Source organism: Desulfopila aestuarii DSM 18488, assembly GCF_900143695.1.
In the GTDB taxonomy this organism is placed as follows: domain Bacteria; phylum Desulfobacterota; class Desulfobulbia; order Desulfobulbales; family Desulfocapsaceae; genus Desulfopila; species Desulfopila aestuarii.
The window spans coordinates 1-16,333 of sequence record NZ_FRFE01000033.1 but is presented as its reverse complement, the minus strand read 5'-3'; the positions used below and the strand labels follow the sequence as shown (position 1 = coordinate 16,333).

At 47.2% G+C, this 16,333-nt stretch carries 12 protein-coding genes and 2 pseudogenes; 6 read left to right on the top strand and 8 right to left on the bottom strand.

Going from position 1 to position 16,333, the window contains the following annotated elements:
* Nucleotides 1-20: 20 nt before the first annotated feature.
* The 7 genes and pseudogenes from BUF15_RS21910 to BUF15_RS21885 form a co-directional block, all read right to left on the bottom strand.
* Complete coding sequence (locus tag BUF15_RS21910; protein ID WP_073615857.1) at nt 21-2,579, bottom strand: molybdopterin-dependent oxidoreductase; 2,559 nt, start codon at nt 2,577-2,579, stop codon at nt 21-23.
* A 320-nt stretch (nt 2,580-2,899) separates the two neighbouring features.
* Nucleotides 2,900-4,246, bottom strand: coding sequence for a sigma-54-dependent transcriptional regulator (locus BUF15_RS21905; RefSeq protein WP_073615856.1), 1,347 nt, complete (start codon nt 4,244-4,246; stop codon nt 2,900-2,902).
* On the bottom strand, nt 4,243-5,691 hold the full coding sequence (locus BUF15_RS21900; protein WP_073615855.1) for a sensor histidine kinase: 1,449 nt from the start codon (nt 5,689-5,691) through the stop codon (nt 4,243-4,245). Before BUF15_RS21900 ends, BUF15_RS21905 begins: the two co-directional genes overlap by 4 nt.
* Nucleotides 5,692-5,703: 12 nt before the next feature.
* Nucleotides 5,704-7,419, bottom strand: a complete 1,716-nt coding sequence (gene phnD / locus BUF15_RS21895) for a phosphate/phosphite/phosphonate ABC transporter substrate-binding protein (RefSeq protein WP_073615854.1) — start codon at nt 7,417-7,419, stop codon at nt 5,704-5,706.
* Nucleotides 7,420-7,619: 200 nt separating this feature from the next.
* Nucleotides 7,620-7,761 (bottom strand): annotated as a pseudogene (locus BUF15_RS27880) (IS1595 family transposase); the annotation flags it as partial.
* A 195-nt stretch (nt 7,762-7,956) separates the two neighbouring features.
* Nucleotides 7,957-8,562 (bottom strand): TetR/AcrR family transcriptional regulator, encoded by a 606-nt coding sequence (locus BUF15_RS21890; RefSeq protein ID WP_073615853.1) that lies wholly within the window; start codon nt 8,560-8,562, stop codon nt 7,957-7,959.
* Nucleotides 8,563-8,584: 22 nt separating this feature from the next.
* Nucleotides 8,585-9,943, bottom strand: a complete 1,359-nt coding sequence (locus BUF15_RS21885) for a B12-binding domain-containing radical SAM protein (protein ID WP_073615852.1) — start codon at nt 9,941-9,943, stop codon at nt 8,585-8,587.
* A gap of 369 nt (nt 9,944-10,312) precedes the next feature.
* On the opposite strand from BUF15_RS21885, the gene BUF15_RS21880 reads away from it, so the two are divergent.
* Genes BUF15_RS21880 through BUF15_RS21870 form a run of 3 tightly spaced genes read left to right on the top strand, consistent with a single transcriptional unit; the run spans nt 10,313 to nt 14,031 of the window.
* Nucleotides 10,313-11,317 (top strand): extracellular solute-binding protein, encoded by a 1,005-nt coding sequence (locus BUF15_RS21880; protein WP_073615851.1) that lies wholly within the window; start codon nt 10,313-10,315, stop codon nt 11,315-11,317.
* A gap of 21 nt (nt 11,318-11,338) precedes the next feature.
* The gene (locus tag BUF15_RS21875; protein WP_234981248.1) at nt 11,339-12,958 is read left to right on the top strand and encodes an ABC transporter permease; all 1,620 of its coding nucleotides are present in this window, start codon (nt 11,339-11,341) and stop codon (nt 12,956-12,958) included.
* A gap of 2 nt (nt 12,959-12,960) precedes the next feature.
* Entirely contained in the window at nt 12,961-14,031 is a 1,071-nt protein-coding gene (locus tag BUF15_RS21870; protein ID WP_073615849.1) for an ABC transporter ATP-binding protein, read from the top strand.
* Here BUF15_RS21870 and BUF15_RS28460 read toward each other — a convergent pair.
* Nucleotides 14,028-14,120, bottom strand: a pseudogene (locus tag BUF15_RS28460) (hypothetical protein); the annotation flags it as partial. The gene BUF15_RS21870 and the pseudogene BUF15_RS28460 sit on opposite strands and share 4 nt — an antisense overlap.
* A 482-nt stretch (nt 14,121-14,602) precedes the next feature.
* On the opposite strand from BUF15_RS28460, the gene BUF15_RS21860 reads away from it, so the two are divergent.
* From BUF15_RS21860 to BUF15_RS21850, 3 genes are all read left to right on the top strand, one after another.
* Nucleotides 14,603-15,007, top strand: a complete 405-nt coding sequence (locus BUF15_RS21860; RefSeq protein ID WP_073615848.1) for a c-type cytochrome — start codon at nt 14,603-14,605, stop codon at nt 15,005-15,007.
* Between the two features lie 54 nt (nt 15,008-15,061).
* Nucleotides 15,062-15,964 carry an HD-GYP domain-containing protein gene (locus BUF15_RS21855; RefSeq protein WP_073615847.1) on the top strand — a complete coding sequence of 301 codons (903 nt, stop codon included), beginning with the start codon at nt 15,062-15,064 and terminating at the stop codon, nt 15,962-15,964.
* A 176-nt stretch (nt 15,965-16,140) separates the two neighbouring features.
* A partial coding sequence (locus BUF15_RS21850) for a DUF4372 domain-containing protein (RefSeq protein ID WP_143170830.1) occupies nt 16,141-16,333 on the top strand: 193 nt, incomplete at its 3' end.

Below are 16,333 nucleotides of genomic sequence, written 5' to 3'. Positions count from 1 at the left end.
GGTTTATTTCCTCCTCATTCCTAGATCTTTTCAATGCGAACTGCAGCATGGCCACCGTTTCTGGCATTTGAGCCGGAGAGACGTTCCAGCTCCCATGGAATGATGGTGTTATTGTTGACCCCGCGGGTTGCACTTTTCCCAAAATCAGCGGTTGCGGTGCGACCGTAGGCCCAGTGGCCCTGGCCGTAAGACTTGCTGACGGTTCCTGGACGAACCCCCTCCCACACCCTGGCAATGCATTCCCCGCTGCCACCCATGGAGGTGATTTTGACCTTATCGCCATCCTTGATGCCATATTTGGCCGCATCTACTGGATGGATACGGAGAGTATCCTGGCCGCCCACATCTCCCGGATCAACGTGTTTGAATTCGTAATACCATGGGCTGTTCTGGCTTCTGCCTTCCCGGTTCAGGCGGGATTTATAATCGATAAAGAGCAGTGGAAAATCTTTCTTGCTACCATGACGCAGTGATGGTTCATGGTGGGGCACAAAGGCCAGCTCTCCGCGGGCGGTATAATTGCTTTTCTCCATGACTGTATCAATATCCACCTTGTGTTTTTCGGCGTGACCAGCCAGGGCTTTCTTGAGAGTTTCACTGTAGAACTCGAATTTCGTTGTTTCCGTTGCAAACTTTCCACCCCAGTGACTCTTGTACTTATATGCTTCTGAGTTCCACATGCCGCGGGAGAGCATTTCCTGCCAGCCATTTATTTTGTCGCCGTGGGTGTCCTTTTCTCCGTCCCAGAGAGGCTTGGTATAATATTTCAGGGCAAAAACCGACATCTCTTTTGAGGTCTTCGGCTTGTCGCCGGTTTCGGGGTCTGAATACATCTCGACCAGGCAGTCGTAGAGATTCGAGAAGCCTCTCTCTTTCAGCTTTTCTGCGAGCAGAAAAGGGAATTCCGTTTCGTCCTCGATAACATCCCAGACTGGCTTAATCACAGGTTGCAGCAAGCTTAATGCGGCGTAACGATTTGCCTTGGTTTTAATGTAGCCGTACCGTTCATACATGCTCACCGAGCACGGAAGGACAATATCAGCAAACATGGTGAACTCCGAGGCATTGGTGGTCAGGTGCACAGTGAACGGTATAGAGGATAACGCTCTTTCCCAACGATCAGTCCCGTTGCTGGAAAAAACGAAATTGTTCATGTAGCCAACCAGAACTTTTATTTCATAAGGATCTTTATTCAGGATACCGTTTGGGGCGTTATTTGTAGATACACCTCCACCTGATTTGCCGCTGGCAATAACTGGAAGCTCAAGACGGCCGCGCTGATCGATTTTTTCAAGTTTACTGTGCTTTTTGGCCAGTTCATCCTGGTATTTCTTGAGGAGGTCACTATCAAGTTTATTTGCCGGAATTTTTGCTGTCTGGAGTGATCCGCCGACATTGTCCACACTGCCGAGAATACCAGCAAGGGCATGGACTGACATGGCGGAGTACGCGCCCCTGGCCTGCATGGCAGCGCCTGGTCCCATCCAGACCGCTACATTGGGTGCCGCTGCAGCCATACCTTTTGCTACTCGAATGATTTGATCAGCAGGAACACCACTTATTTTTGCAGCCTTTTGCGGAGTCATGTCCTTGACGACGAGATTCCACCACTTGACCAGACCATAGGTCTCTTTTTCCACAAAATCAGTTTCGTTGACCTTTCGTCCTGGCTTGAACCGGTTGACACCATCCTTGAAATCGCCCACAAATTCCTTGTTCCAACCGCCATCGCTCAAGATGACATGTGCCATGGCAAGAGCGAGCGCGCCATCTGTACCAGGTATAAGTGGCAACCACTCACTGGCTTTTGCTGCGCTGGTGGTGAGTCGCGGATCTACTGCAGCCACGGTCGCTCGGTCGAGAGCATCCCCAAGCCGTTTGATGGTTGCGGGGATCATACGATTACTGGCAACCGGGTCACATCCCCAAATGAGGATGTATTTCGAGTTGGAGAGGTCGTAGTCGCGATAATCCCAGTAGCCCTCAGTATAGAAAGAACCGAATTTTTCAGCCTCAGCGCAAGTCGAACTATGCGAAATATTGTTTGGACTTCCGAAAACCTTGGGAAGCACATCATAAATAACATCCCGCATATAGGTGTAGCGGCCACGCATCAGGCAAAATTTCTCCGGCTCTTTGGCGTTACGGAGTTCCATCATTTTGTCGGCGATGGTGTTGAGAGCCTCATCCCAGCTGATTGGTACAAACATAGGGTCAACGCCTCTGCCCTTGTTGGGATTGGTACGTTTCATTGGTACCTTAAGCCGGTCAGGATCATAGACCTGTTGCAGGGAAAGATGGCCTCTTGGGCAGACTTTTCCGTCATTCTGTTTGGAATGCCGGTTGCCCTGAACCTTTACAGCCCTTCCATCCTGGACAAACACTTCGGCCGGACACCAGGTGGTGCAGCCCTGACAAGTGGTTGGTCTCCATTCACCAGGTCCTTCACCGATCTTGCCGCCACCCCCTTTGCCGCTGGCAAGAGCATTCATTCCCGAGTCTGAGCCTGCACAACCGCTAAGAGCTGCCGCCCCTGCAATTGCCGACAGCTTGAGAAAGTCCCTCCGTTTGATTCTCATAGTAACCTCCGTGAACTGTATTGGGTTGTGTATCTGGGACACCGCATGGATATGACCACATAGTAGCATTTTTCGTGCCATGGCCCTAAGCGCCCAAGTTGTTACATTTGCGTAACGTACAATGATGAAAGGTTGTAAAATAGCAGTGACATCTATGTGTTAGTCAATGCTCTTACAGTCGTGGAGTGAGTGGCAGAGTGAAATGCCTGAAACATCCAATGTATTTAATACAGTAGGTGTAATAATGTGAGGTGCGATGTGGGTGTAGTGTTACGGAAACGAAACGACCTCTCACCATTGCAGTATATGTGCAATTCCCTCTAAAGGGCAAGCTGGTGTCCGTTAATCTTTTCCCATAAGGTCTTTCTACTTATGCCCAGTATTTCCGCGGCGCGTGATCGATTTCCGCCGGTTAGCTTGAGGATCTGAATGATATGGTTTTTCTCTGCTTCAGCGGTGATATCCTGAAGTGTCAGTAGTGAAGTTTTCTGCGCACGGGTACCAGAAAGGTGAAGAGGGAGATCATCCGGTCGTATGACTCTCTCCGAGGCCAAAGCAATACAGCGTTCTATAATATTAAGTAATTCTCTAACATTGCCAGGAAAATGATAGTTCATCAGCATATGAACAGATTCGGCTGAAAAGGTCACATCTGTGCCCATCTGATCGTTGAATTTTCTGGTAAAAGCATCGATCAACAGAGGAATGTCCTCCTGCCGACAGCGGAGAGGAGGCAGAACCAGGGGAATGACGTTGAGCCGATAGTAGAGATCTTCCCGAAACTTTCCTTCGTGAACGGATTTTTCAAGGTCTTTGTTTGTCGCCGCGATTACTCGTACATTGACAGTGGTTGATTCGGTTGAGCCAAGACGTTCGAAGGTCCGTTCCTCAAGTACACGCAGAATTTTGGTCTGCGTTAACAGTGGCAGGTCACCTATTTCATCAAGAAAGATGGTGCCGGTGTCAGCAAGATCGAACCTTCCGGGTTTTTTCGCCACGGCTCCGGTAAACGCCCCTTTTTCATAGCCAAACAGTTCGCTTTCGATCAGTTCATCAGGCAATGCAGCGCAATTAACCCGGATGATGGGCCTTTTACCTCTGCTGCTCTGGTAATGGATAGTTGACGCGACCAATTCCTTGCCGGTCCCCGATTCGCCTAGAATGAGTACTGTCGAGTCGGTTCGGCTGATCTTGTCCAGCAATGCAAAAATGGCTTGCATTGCCTTACCTTCACCGATGATATTGGGGCCACCGTAATAACTTGTGAGTTCTTTTTTCAGACGGATGTTTTCGCAGGTGATGGTTTGCAACTCCAGGGCTCTTTTAACGGTGAGCAGCATCTCATCGAGATCGAAAGGTTTGGTGATGTAGTCAAATGCCCCCATGCGCATGGCTTCCACTGCATCTTTGATGCTGCCGAACGCGGTCATCATGATTACCGGTGTTGAAGAGTTTTCGGTAAGAGAAGTACGCAATATCTCAACACCACTCACCTCCGGCAGTCTGATATCAGTAATAACCAGAGAAAAATCAGCTTCCGAAATGGCTGCAAGAGCTTGGTTGCCATCTGCCACCGGCAGCACCGTGTACCCTTCTGATTTCAATGCATCGGCCAAAGAAACCCTGACGATCTTTTCATCCTCAACCAACAGAATGGAATGCTTCATGTGACCTCCGGGATCGTTATGGTTACGGTTGTACCGATTTGCTCTTTGCTTGTCACAGAGATATCGCCTTTATATTTTTTCACAAGTTCATAGGTCATCCACATACCAAGCCCTGTTCCTTCGCCGTCTTTTTTGGTTGAGTAGAACAGAGCGAATACCTTGGATAAATTTTCTTCAGGTATCCCGATGCCTGTATCCCTGATCAGCAACTCAATGTTCTTGCCGGCTCGCCGTGCCTCGACCAGCAACTCACCGCCTGCCGGCATGGCTTGAACAGCGTTGATCATGGTATTAAGGAAGATTTCTTCAAGATCATGGGGGGCTATCGAGGCAGAGATGCCATTCTCAACCGCGGATGTAAAAAGAATGTTCTGCTTTTTCAACCGGTAATCGAGAAAACGCAATACACCATTCAATACCGTGTCGATGCTGGAGATCCTTGCCTCACCCTCTCTTTTTCCGGCAGTATAGAGAAGCTGTCCGACTGTTTCCTTGATGCTTTGCAAGCCCTCTTCCACCAGATTGAGGTAGTCAGTCCTGAACTGTTGATCCTCTCCCTGCCGACGAAGCATACTTACACAATTGAACAGGCCGCCCAGTGGATTGTTGATGCGGTGGGCGATGCTTGACGACAAAACGCCCAATGTTGCCAGTTTTTCCGATTGCAGCAGTTTTTCATGGGCCAGCTTCATCTCCTCATTGGCGCGGCGAATACGTTTCACCATTTCATTATAGCTCTCGGCAAGGCGAGCCAACTCGTCATTACCCGAAACCTGTACCGTTTTTTCCCCCATTTCAACCTCGACCTCGCCCATGGCTTCGGAGAGGTCGATGACTGGTTTGATGAACTGTCGGCTTAAGAGGTAAATGAGAAGAAAGAGCAGCAATAAGGCCATTATCGAAAGTGAGAGAATCTGGGCAATCATGTCCTTCATCTCTTCATCCATTTCCGCAAGGGACAATGAAAAGGTAAGAACCCCCCAGCGTTTGCCTTCGATGGAAAGCGGAGCGGCAAATTCGAGAGAGGCTGCCATGTCGTTCTGGGCTGGATTTTTCCGTACCTGAACGTTGTCTGTTTCCTGTGCCTGGCGAATAAAGTCGCTTGTGTAGATTTTGCCGAATTCCCGAAAATCACTATGTGAAATAACACGCAGACCGTTGTCGAGTACAGCCACGGAGTTCAGTGCTATATCGCTTCGTTGATGGAGGTCGCGCATATAGTTGTCGATGAGGCCGCCTTCCTCAACCAAACCAAGTTTTTCATATATCAGCTCGTTAATGATAAGGGCGGATACCGTCTGGGCCAGTATTCGTCCCTGTTTCTCATTGGCGAGATAGAGGGCTGTTCTGGTTTTTGCGGCGGTGACGAGACCGATCACCGCTATAATGCCAAAAACTGCAAGAAAGGTGACCAGGATGAATTTTGTTTGCAGGGAAAGGCGCATATGATCCCTTTATTAAAAGGAAACTTTGGGGTGGCAGTCTTTGCCGCAGGTCGTTGGAACATCATTGATCATATTTCTGATTTCAAAATAGTCGGCATCAGAAGTGGTGACAAATCCTCCCTGCATGTCGAGGTCGAGCTTTTGCAGAATAGCTGTTCCCCGATTGTTGTCTGCCAATTCCAGTAAGGCCTTCTGGTATGAGTGAATAAGCGGATACGGGGTCTGGGAGGCAGCGACTACCGGGCCGGTGGGTATCGGATCCGAAGTGGCAATAATCCGCATACCATACATTGTATAACGCTCGGCGGTGGCCTGACGCAGGGCTCCAGCGTCTACTTCGCCGCTGATCACTTTTTTGGCGATGGTGTCGTGATAGTTAAAATGTTGATAACTGTTGAGGTTGTCGAGATGTATTCCAGACCAGGCGAGCATATAGCGTGGGATAAGGTTACCGGAAGTCGACCATAATGCCCCGAAAGCAAAATTTTTACCCGACAGATCAGTGAGCTTAACAATACTGCTCTCCTTTGCTGTCACAATGACGCTGCGAAAGGAACTCTCTCCTTTGGCTGTTCTGCTCCTGGCTATTGGCACAACCCCATACCGCTTGTGAGCATCCAGATAGGTGAGCGGACCTAGAAGGGCAAAGGTTATTTTGCCCTGTCCCAGGCTGTTGACAACTGCCTGATAGCTTTTTTCAAGATGCAGTTCGGTTTTGATCCCTGTCGCTTCAGTGAGATAATCCATCAAGGGTTGGTAACGCTCATAAGCAAGAATAGGGTTGTCCCGTGGCAGAACACCGAACAGGACAACATTGCGGCTGGTTTTGTTGATGCTGTTTCCTTCATCCTGGCTGGTTGTACGATGGAGGTCACTGTTGTCAATGAAGGCCCGCATAGCTCTGATTGAATCATAATTCGTATCGCTGGCCTCGACGAACTTTTCAATTCTCATCTGGTCGAGAATTTCTTTTCCTTCAGGATCATTATGCATTTCAAGAAATATTTCCCGCAGTGATGCTTTCATGTGGAACGGCAGATCCGGCGGAATGACTACAGGTGGGATGCCAAATGAGGGGGAGCGATGAATTACTCTGGTCTGTTCAGCGTAAGGGGACCCAGTCGCTTTCATGAAGGCATAGACGATCGAGTCGACAGCCGCACCATCGACCCTTTTTTTGGCGACCAGCTCAACTGATTTATTATGGCTGTAACTGTAAAGCTGGGATGAGAAAAATGATTCGGGGGTATGATCCTGCTTAGCCAGCAGGTAGGTGGGGTAGAGCTTGCCGCTGTTGGATTTTGGGTCGACAAAGACAAACGCTTTGCTCTGCAGTTGCTCAAAAGCCTCTATTTCACTGTCTTTATGCACGATGATCTCGGAATGGTAATACACTTCACCATCCACCTGAGGCACAACCAGAAGTTCTGCACCGAATTTTTCGTGATTCAAAACATATGGCGAAGAGCAGATGAATGCGACCTCCAGCTCTTTGTTTTCGAGCATCACATCAATTTCATCATAGGTTGTGCGATGAACCATTTTTGCAGGCTTACCAAGTTTCCTGCCGATATACTCCACGACCTGCTGATAATATTTTACAGCGCTGACCGGGGTGATCATGCTGGCAACACCAGCACGAAGTACGGCCTCTGGTTGTTCAGCCAGAGTTGCTGATGGAGAGGCAAAAAGAAATACGCCCATCAGGATGAGTTTCAGCCAGTTCATTTTAACCTCACAGTTTTGACAAAATCCCTGAATAGGAATATATGCTGCAAGTATCAGTCCACTAACTGAGACACTTAAGTTATACACTATTGACGCACATTGTCATATATTGAGTGTTTCGAAAAGGTAACACACTACTCAAGGTGGAAGTACTGAAAGTGGAGGGAGATAGCACTTCGGCATGGCCATGTTTTTTCTGACTACTCATGGGACTCTGCCAGCATTAAGAGGCGCTGGGGAATTGGCGGAATTCTGAGCGCAACGTAGACAAAGGGAGGGGATCAATTCTGCCAATCCGAATCGACGATTGAAGCGATAACAAAATTCGGCGAGATATCGTGAAAATGCTTCTTGCTTAAAGAACGATGAAAAATCGAACCGTTCTTTAAGTGAATCAAGCAAAATCTCAAGGTGAATACATTCCTTAAAATTGACCAGCCCAGCATTTACATACCAGTCTGAAAATTATCGTTTTCCTTAATCTTTTGCGGTCAATCTCTTTTTCTATCTGCATTGCTCTACATATCTCACTGGAGGTCATTCATCCGCTTTAAACTCATGCACAAGTAATCGGATCATAGCAATCCCTCGTTCAAGCCCTTCGTTAAAATTCTCTTCCCCGGAAATTTCCAAATAATTTGGCCAGAAAAGAGTAAGCATCCAACTCATCTCGGCCAGAAGTTGTCTTTCCTCAACCTCAATATGACGAAGTAAACCTCCAGCGACAGCACCATCAACAAGAGTTCGTATCAGAGATAACGTATCCTGATGAGCAATATCGAAACGCACTTTCAGCTTAGGGTCACGCATCAGCAAGATCGGTAGCTCTCGCTTAAAAAAGATAAACCGCTGGTTGAATTGCTGGATAAAGCGAAAAGTCTCCTCAAAAGCCTGTAGCCCCATTGCCTGTGCCTTATTGGCAATAGGTCCGAAGCCTTCTCGGCTTTCCACCTCCATCATCTCGAAAATATAACGAATGATCTCTTCACGATTACGGAAATGGTAGTATAGATTTCCTGGACTGATACCGACTTCGTCGGCAATGTGGTTTGTCGTCACCGAGGCAGTCCCTCTTTCATTGAATAGAGTCAATGCCTTCTCAAGAATTTTATCCCGTGTTTTCATTTTGGCTTTTGCTGTCATAGTCGGCTTACCAGCACCTCGTCTAAAGGTGGTCCAGATGCGACTTGCGCATCGTTGAAGTCGCCTCGCTTAGCAGGCGAAACACTCCAGGCAATCGCTTTACTCCATAATAAGAGAAGGTTTTCAATGCACGATGTAGCGGTATGGCACGTTGCCAGAGGAGGGCAAATTCATCATAAAAATCGGTCAGAGGTAGCCGAGTCGGTAAAACAGTATGTATAAAATCGTACATTTCCGGACGGTATGGGAACAACTCCGCATACCGTTCTTCATGCATGACTGTGCCTGGCAGTGGCGTAAGAACTGAAAAGGACGCATGATTAAGTTTAAGGCGGCGGACATACGCCGTAAGGGAACGGAAGTCGTTTTTCGAAAAATCAGGATCTACAACAAAGGAGGCATAAAGAAGTATCCCCAACTCCTTCAATATACTCACAGCTTCCTCCTGTTGCTCAAGGGTGAGCCCCTTGTTCATGGCTTGCAAATGGGAATTAGAAAAACTTTCCATTCCGACAAATACCTGGCGAAGACCAATATCACGCCACTTTGCAAACAGGTCTGGATGGCGAACAATGGTATCTGCCCGTGCATAAAGAAAATAGTTTTTTTGGATTCCTTTCTCACGGATAAGGTCGGCTAGTAATGCCATCCTTTTCACATCATACATTGATTCATCATCACAGAAAAAAACATTTTCCTCCTTAACATTCTGTAATTCCACAACAACATTTTCAGGTGATCGCTTCAAGTACTTTCCACCTGTGAGTGACCATAATGCACAAAAATTACAGCGACCAACGCAGCCGAGTGAAGTTCGAACCGAGGCAAGTGGCTGCAGCCATTCGCTGAAATAATGACTCCGATAACGGTCAGTGAGAGCGCGATCTGGCATGGGAAGTTCGTCTAAGTTGCAATGAGGGCGAGTTCGAGTGAACTGCATCGTATTCCCAGGGATCCCTAATCCTTCAATAGCATTGAAATTCTTCTGTGAGGCAAGCTCAATTGCGATTTCTCTGAGCGACGTCACCCCCTCGCCTATTACCACTAGATCAATTGAGGAGACGTTAAAGTCTGTTGGACGAACCGTGGCGTGATGTCCACCAACAACCACGAAAGGCGCTGTAGATGAGGCCTTGAATTCTTCAGCAAGTTCTTTGATGATGTTAACCTGACTGGTATATCCGGTTAGTGCGACGATGTCGGGCTGGAAATCTATGCCTGACTTCACCACATCGCCCTCTATACGGCCGTCAAGCAGCAAAATATCGTGTCCGTCAAGCTTCAACCCAGCCCCAAGATACTCTAGGGCTAAAGGTTCGTGCATGTAAACCCGGTCAATGAAAGCGATGCTGCTCGCCGGTTGAATAAGCAGAATTCTCATAGCATTCTCCCTGTAAAGGTTGGATGTGGTCCTGCAATGATTTCCCAAAACATTAGAGTAATTACTCTAAATTGTCAAGAATCCTTATTCTTCTAAAAATTTGACTGCTCTAGTCCGGTAACTGCTATTGGAAGAGCCAAGACTCCTGTGACATAATATTTTGGGTAAGCTCCTGTACATTCAGAGATAAAGTGTCCCCCATCCTCTTCGAACGTTTTTCAAATTTCCACGGATGTACCACATTGTAGTTTTTTTAGTTGACTCTAACTTATCTTTATCTTAGGATGCCCGAAATTATTACACGACCCCCAACAACAGATTCGGGAGGTCATAATCAATTTTCCCCAAAACCAATTCAAGGAGTACGAAATGTTTTCCAGACTGTTTGCTGTTATGATGTTGCTCGGCATATGCCTTCCAATGAATGCCTCTGCAGGTGACGATGAAGTAATTGTCTATTCCGCCCGCAATGAGCATCTCATACAGCCGATTTTCGAGGCCTACACGAAAAAGACCGGAGTTAAGGTGAAGTATGTCACCGGAGATGCAGGTGCATTGCTTGAACGACTCAAGTCTGAAGGTACCAACACTTCCGCAGACATGTTTATTACCGTCGATGCCGGTAATCTCTGGCAAGCTGCACAAGCAGGGGTTTTGCAGCCCATAACCTCAGAAGTGCTTGAGTCAAATGTCCCTGCAAACCTGCAGGACCCTGAAAACATGTGGTTCGGTCTTTCAGTACGTGCTCGAACAATTGTCTACAACACCACTTCGGATGCTGCCGAAAAGCTTTCAACCTACGAAGATCTGGCAAATGAAAACTGGAAAAAACGACTGATTCTCCGCACATCAAAGAAGGTCTACAACCAGTCTCTTGTTGCCTCCCTCATAGCCGAACATGGCCCTGAAAAGGCTGAGCAGCTTGTTACCGGCTGGGTAGCAAATCTTGCAGCCGACCCCTTCAGCAACGATACCAAGGCCCTTGAAGCTGTAGCCGCAGGAATAGGTGACGTCACCATCGTAAACACATACTATTTTGGTCGATTGATGAAGGAAAAACCTGAATTGCCGCTGGCCATTTTCTGGCCAAACCAGAATAGCAATGGCGTACACATGAATGTCAGTGGCGCAGGAATCACCAGTCATGCCAAGAATAAAGAGGCAGCAATAAAGCTGCTCGAGTGGCTCTCCAGTGAAGAAGCACAAGGTCAGTTTGCCGGACTGAACATGGAGTATCCGGTGAATAGGGCAGTGAGTCTCGACCCGGTTGTTGCCAAATGGGGAACATTTACCGGCAACCCGATGAATGTCGCAAAGTATGGTGAGCTGCAGGGCGAAGCCATCATGTTGATGGATCGCGTGGGATATAAGTAATTATTTCCAATGCAAAGATACTTGAACAGATTATCAATCCGGCTGGATGGATGGCAGCTGTCTGCTGTCATCCTGGCCGGCCTGGTAGCGGTCCCTATAGGGATTATATTTGCATCTCTCTTTCAACCCGAACAGGAAATCTGGAAACATCTGGCTGAAACTGTACTCACCTCGCTACTGCTTAACACTTTTTTGTTGAGCAGTGGCGTTCTGATATGTACAGCATGCCTTGGCGTATCACTCGGCTGGTTGACCGGAGCGTGCTCATTTCCAGGACGTTCGTTCTTTTCATGGGCACTCACGTTGCCTCTGGCTGTTCCAGCCTATGTAATGGCCTTCATTTTTATAGGCGTGATGGATTTTGCAGGGCCTGTACAGACCGCCATGCGTACCCTTCCAGGGTTTGAGCGAACCATAATCGAGGTACGGTCTACCCCGTTTGTCATTTTGTGTATCAGCCTCACTCTCTACCCGTATGTGTATCTTCTCAGCCGATCCGCATTTCTCAGCCAGGGTCGCGTACTTATAGAAGCAGCACGGACTCTTGGCCTGGCCCCGTGGGCAGCATTCTGGCAGGTTGCCTTGCCGATGGCAAAGCCATGGATAGCAAGTGGCCTCGCCCTTGTTTTAATGGAAACCCTTGCTGATTTTGGAGCAGTTTCCATTTTCAATTACGATACCTTTACCACTGCAATCTATAAAGCCTGGTTCGGCTTCTTTTCTCTGCAGGCTGCCGCCCAGCTTTCTTCAGTTCTGGTCATTTTCGCAATGATACTCGTACTTGTCGACACGATGTATCGCTCAAGAATGAGATATTTCTCAAGTGCCAGAAGCAGCACTGTTCACAGCAGAATCGCACTGCACGGTGGAAAGGCTTTTGCGGCAACATGCTATTGTTCTATTGTTGTGATCGTAGCATTTGTACTTCCGGTAATCCAGCTTGTATTCTGGGTTGTGAAGGCAGGCGGTATCGCTGGACTTCCCAACTACATGACTCAAACCGGGCGAACCCTTTTGCTTGGAGCAGGCGCTGCTCTGCTCACCTGTTCTGCTGCTATACTTCTCGCCTATGTCAAAAGAAGGTCACCTGGTACTCTGAACCTGGTTCTCTGTAAAGTCTCCACTCTTGGTTATGCTCTACCAGGAACAGTTTTGGCTGTAGGAATATTTCTCCCCATCTCCTGGTTTGACAACCACTTGCAGACTCTCCTTCAACACATATTCAATATTCAAACAGGCCCACTTTTACAGGGAACCGTCCTCGTGATGCTCATGGCGTATATGGTACGATTTATGGCGGCTGGTTTCGGGGCTGTAGACAGTGCAATGCAAAGCATCAGCCCAAGCCTCGATGAAGCTGCAGGACTAATGGGAGTTAAGGGGAGAGCGCTAATTTTTACTATTCATCTCCCTTTATTACGAAAAGGATTGCTCACCGCACTTATACTGCTGATGGTTGATGTCGTAAAGGAAATGCCGATTACGCTCATGACGCGCCCTTTTGGCTGGGATACCCTGGCTATCAAAATATATGAATTGACGAGTGAAGGTGAGTGGGAAAGAGCTGCACTGCCAGGCTTGTATCTGGTGTTGGCCTCAATGATCCCGGTTGTTCTCCTCATACGACAATCTGAGAAATAATTATGCAAAATACATCTCCACTTCTGCAGGTCGAGCAGGTATGCAAGTCATTTGGGACGAACCAAGTCGCCAATGAAGTAAGCTTTTCAATGGCCAAGGGTGAAATCGGTTGTCTCCTGGGGCCAAGCGGCTGCGGCAAAACCACCCTGCTTCGAGTAATTGCAGGTTTTGAAGCAATCGATAAAGGGCTGGTACAAATAAATGGCAAGGTTGTTTCGACCCCCATCCTTAACGTTCCTCCCGAAAACCGATCAATCGGCATGGTTTTTCAGGATTACGCGCTCTTCCCACACCTTACTGCTCTACAGAATATTGAGTTCGGCATTCGTGGCAAAACATCACGGTTGCGTAAGGAAAAAGTCAAAACAATGCTGGATCTTGTGGGTATGGCCGAGGCTGCAGATAAATATCCCCATGAACTCTCAGGCGGTCAGCAACAACGAGTGGCGCTTGCACGAGCCCTGGCACCAGAACCCGAGTTGCTCCTACTTGATGAGCCCTTCTCTAATCTCGACGCGTTGTTACGTGACAGGCTCACTGTTGAAGTCCGTGATATCCTCAAGGAACTAGGTACAACTGCCCTGATGGTAACCCATAACCAGCATGAAGCCTTTTCAGTGGCTGATAAGATCGGGGTGCTTTTTTACGGTACAATGCAGCAGTGGGGCAATGCCTATGATGTCTATCATCGACCGGCAAGCCTTGAGGTAGCAACCTTCGTTGGTGATGGGGCACTGGTAACAGGTGTGGTTACAGGACCGGGTCAGGTTGAAAGCGGCCTGGGACTGCTGAAAGGAAATCTTTCACTTCCCTGTGAATCGGGCTGCGAGGTTGATCTGCTTGTTCGCCCGGAAGATGTTCTGCATGTTGACCATGCTCAGGTACAAGCAAGGGTCCTCCACAAGTCATTTCGAGGTCCGAATATTCTCTATCAACTCGAATTACCGTCCGGAGAACAATGCAGGGCTCTTGTATCCAGCCATCACAACCACACTATCGGTGACTACATTGGAATCTTCCCGGAAGTGGATAACCTTGTAGTTTTTCCTAAAAATCTAACGATACAGCCTTAACAACAGGCTGTTTCTGCTGATGGCGTACCCTTTGACATGACTACAAAGACCCCTCCATACGCAGCATAAACGCGACCGAAATTCGCTGACTAACAGGTTGGAAACACACCATAGCCTATGATTGCGCCAATTACAGCATACAAGGATGGTTCACCCTCCCGCAATTAGAGCCATATGAGATATCCATCTCAAATCTCGAGAAATCCAGCTCAGATAAAATAACATATCGATATTATGATTCCTGAAAAACCAATCATAGTGCTCCTACATCTGTGAACAGATACTTTCAAACAATCTCCAGGTCGAAGAAGATAGCTTACTTTCCGTGCTATCTCCTTTTGACCTCCACCATCACTTATACCTTTACAGCAACACGTTAACATTGCAAATGTCTAACATTTTAACATTATAAGGTAAAAGTGAACCATCTCAATCGACAACAGGACATAAACGACCTCTGAACGTCACCGAGAATATCTAAAACGAGTGTCTACAGGCGCCGGTAATGTATACTGCTATAGATATTCCATTGAATCTTAACGCCGTTGAAATTTAGAAATATGGAGGAGACATGTTTACACACAACATGAATTCAATGAGACTGCTATTTGCCTTAGGAATTGCAGTTTCACTAGGGTGCCAGATAGCCTATGCTCATGAATGGATGGCACCAGCAGAGGCCGCAATGTTGAAAAACCCCATTCCATGTGAAAGTAGCTCTCTAAAAAGACAACAAACCCTCTATCTCGAAAATTGCGCATCTTGCCACGGTAACAGTGGAGAAGGCATTACTGCGTCAGAAACTGGACTCCGTAAAGATACTCCAAATCTCAGAAAACGACTTGCCTCCCACTCAGACGGGGATTTTTTCTGGAAGATCAGTACAGGCAAGGGTGACATGCCATCTTTTACCGGAGACCTTGAAGATGAAGAAATCTGGCAAATAATAAATTTTATCGGATGTCCAACAGAATAATCTGACAGCCCCGTTACTAGTCAGATTTCAATAGCTAAAACAACCGAAGGACCTATGAGAAAGAATTGGAAAAAGTATCTCGCCTTCATCACTATGCTTTCCGTTGTACCTATCATCCGAGAACTGTTTTTTGGTGTTATCTCTCATCATCACACACCGTTTGCCAGTACTGAGGATATTCTGCACACGGGTCTCGAAGTCCTATTCATGTTTCTCATGGCATGTATGTTTTTAGTCTTGAGTTATTTTCACAACCTGAAAACTAGTCGTGAAATACAACTGACCCAAACAGTTTCCATTGAAGCATTGGCCTGTCTTGCCGAATACAGGGATGCAGAAACTTCACAACACCTACAACGAATTCGAAAATTTGTTGAGATACTCACCAGAGCCATGCTCAACACCCCTCAGTTTAAAGATTATCTCCGACAAAGGAATAGTTATCTTTCTGATATCGCAAACGCTTCTGTCCTGCATGATATTGGTAAAATCGCGATTCCCGATGCAATATTACTTAAACCGGATTCCCTCACTCCTGAGGAGTACGAAGCTGTGAAACAGCAAACACTTATGGGATGCGAGACTCTTGGAGCGGCAAATAGATATTTTAAGGAGCGGATCGGTAACGAAGGATATTTGGCGCTCGCTGAATCCATCGCTCGTTCTCATCATGAAAAATGGGATGGCAGTGGGTATCCCGATGGTTTAAAGGGCGAAGAAATTCCTCTTGCTGCACGCATTACAGCCATCTGTGATGTTTATGATGCTGTGACTTCTGACAGGGTGTACAAAAAAGCATGGAGTCACGAAAAGGCGCTTGCCATGATCCAGGAAAGCAGAGGAGTCCACTTCGACCCACATATTACCGACATTTTTCTAGCCAAATCTGAGGAAATCAGGGCAGTAAAAAATCATCTTACCTGGACTGCTTTGTCCATGTTCTCTTGTGCAGCTTGAAGTAGGTAGGCACAGACAATAATTTTCATGCCCCATCTGTCTGTGCCCCATTCATTACAGAAGACCAATGCTGTCTCATAAATTTACGAGTAAATACCAACAAATAAAGGCTCGGAGAGCTTCTTGTGTTATAATGAAATTGCGAAATGTCATTCAAATACAAGGAGATCCGAGCCATGGCTTATTGTAACACAATCCTCAATCAACTTGCCTCATTTTTCCCGAGACATGATTTTGAAAAACTGGCAACTCAGTACCATCAAGGCCAAAAGTTTCGCTCCTTCAATCGCTGGAGTCAGTTCATGGCCATGATGATTGCACAATTGACCGGAAGAAAGAGTCTGCGTGACCTGGTAGGCAATATAGCTG

Coding starts and splice junctions, on each gene's coding strand:
- BUF15_RS21910 (WP_073615857.1), bottom strand. CDS start 2,579: ATGAGAATCAAACGGAGGGACTTTCTCAAGCTGTCGGCAATTGCAGGG.
- BUF15_RS21905 (WP_073615856.1), bottom strand. CDS start 4,246: ATGAAGCATTCCATTCTGTTGGTTGAGGATGAAAAGATCGTCAGGGTT.
- BUF15_RS21900 (WP_073615855.1), bottom strand. CDS start 5,691: ATGCGCCTTTCCCTGCAAACAAAATTCATCCTGGTCACCTTTCTTGCA.
- phnD (WP_073615854.1), bottom strand. CDS start 7,419: ATGAACTGGCTGAAACTCATCCTGATGGGCGTATTTCTTTTTGCCTCT.
- BUF15_RS21890 (WP_073615853.1), bottom strand. CDS start 8,562: ATGACAGCAAAAGCCAAAATGAAAACACGGGATAAAATTCTTGAGAAG.
- BUF15_RS21885 (WP_073615852.1), bottom strand. CDS start 9,943: ATGAGAATTCTGCTTATTCAACCGGCGAGCAGCATCGCTTTCATTGAC.
- BUF15_RS21880 (WP_073615851.1), top strand. CDS start 10,313: ATGTTTTCCAGACTGTTTGCTGTTATGATGTTGCTCGGCATATGCCTT.
- BUF15_RS21870 (WP_073615849.1), top strand. CDS start 12,961: ATGCAAAATACATCTCCACTTCTGCAGGTCGAGCAGGTATGCAAGTCA.
- BUF15_RS21860 (WP_073615848.1), top strand. CDS start 14,603: ATGTTTACACACAACATGAATTCAATGAGACTGCTATTTGCCTTAGGA.
- BUF15_RS21855 (WP_073615847.1), top strand. CDS start 15,062: ATGAGAAAGAATTGGAAAAAGTATCTCGCCTTCATCACTATGCTTTCC.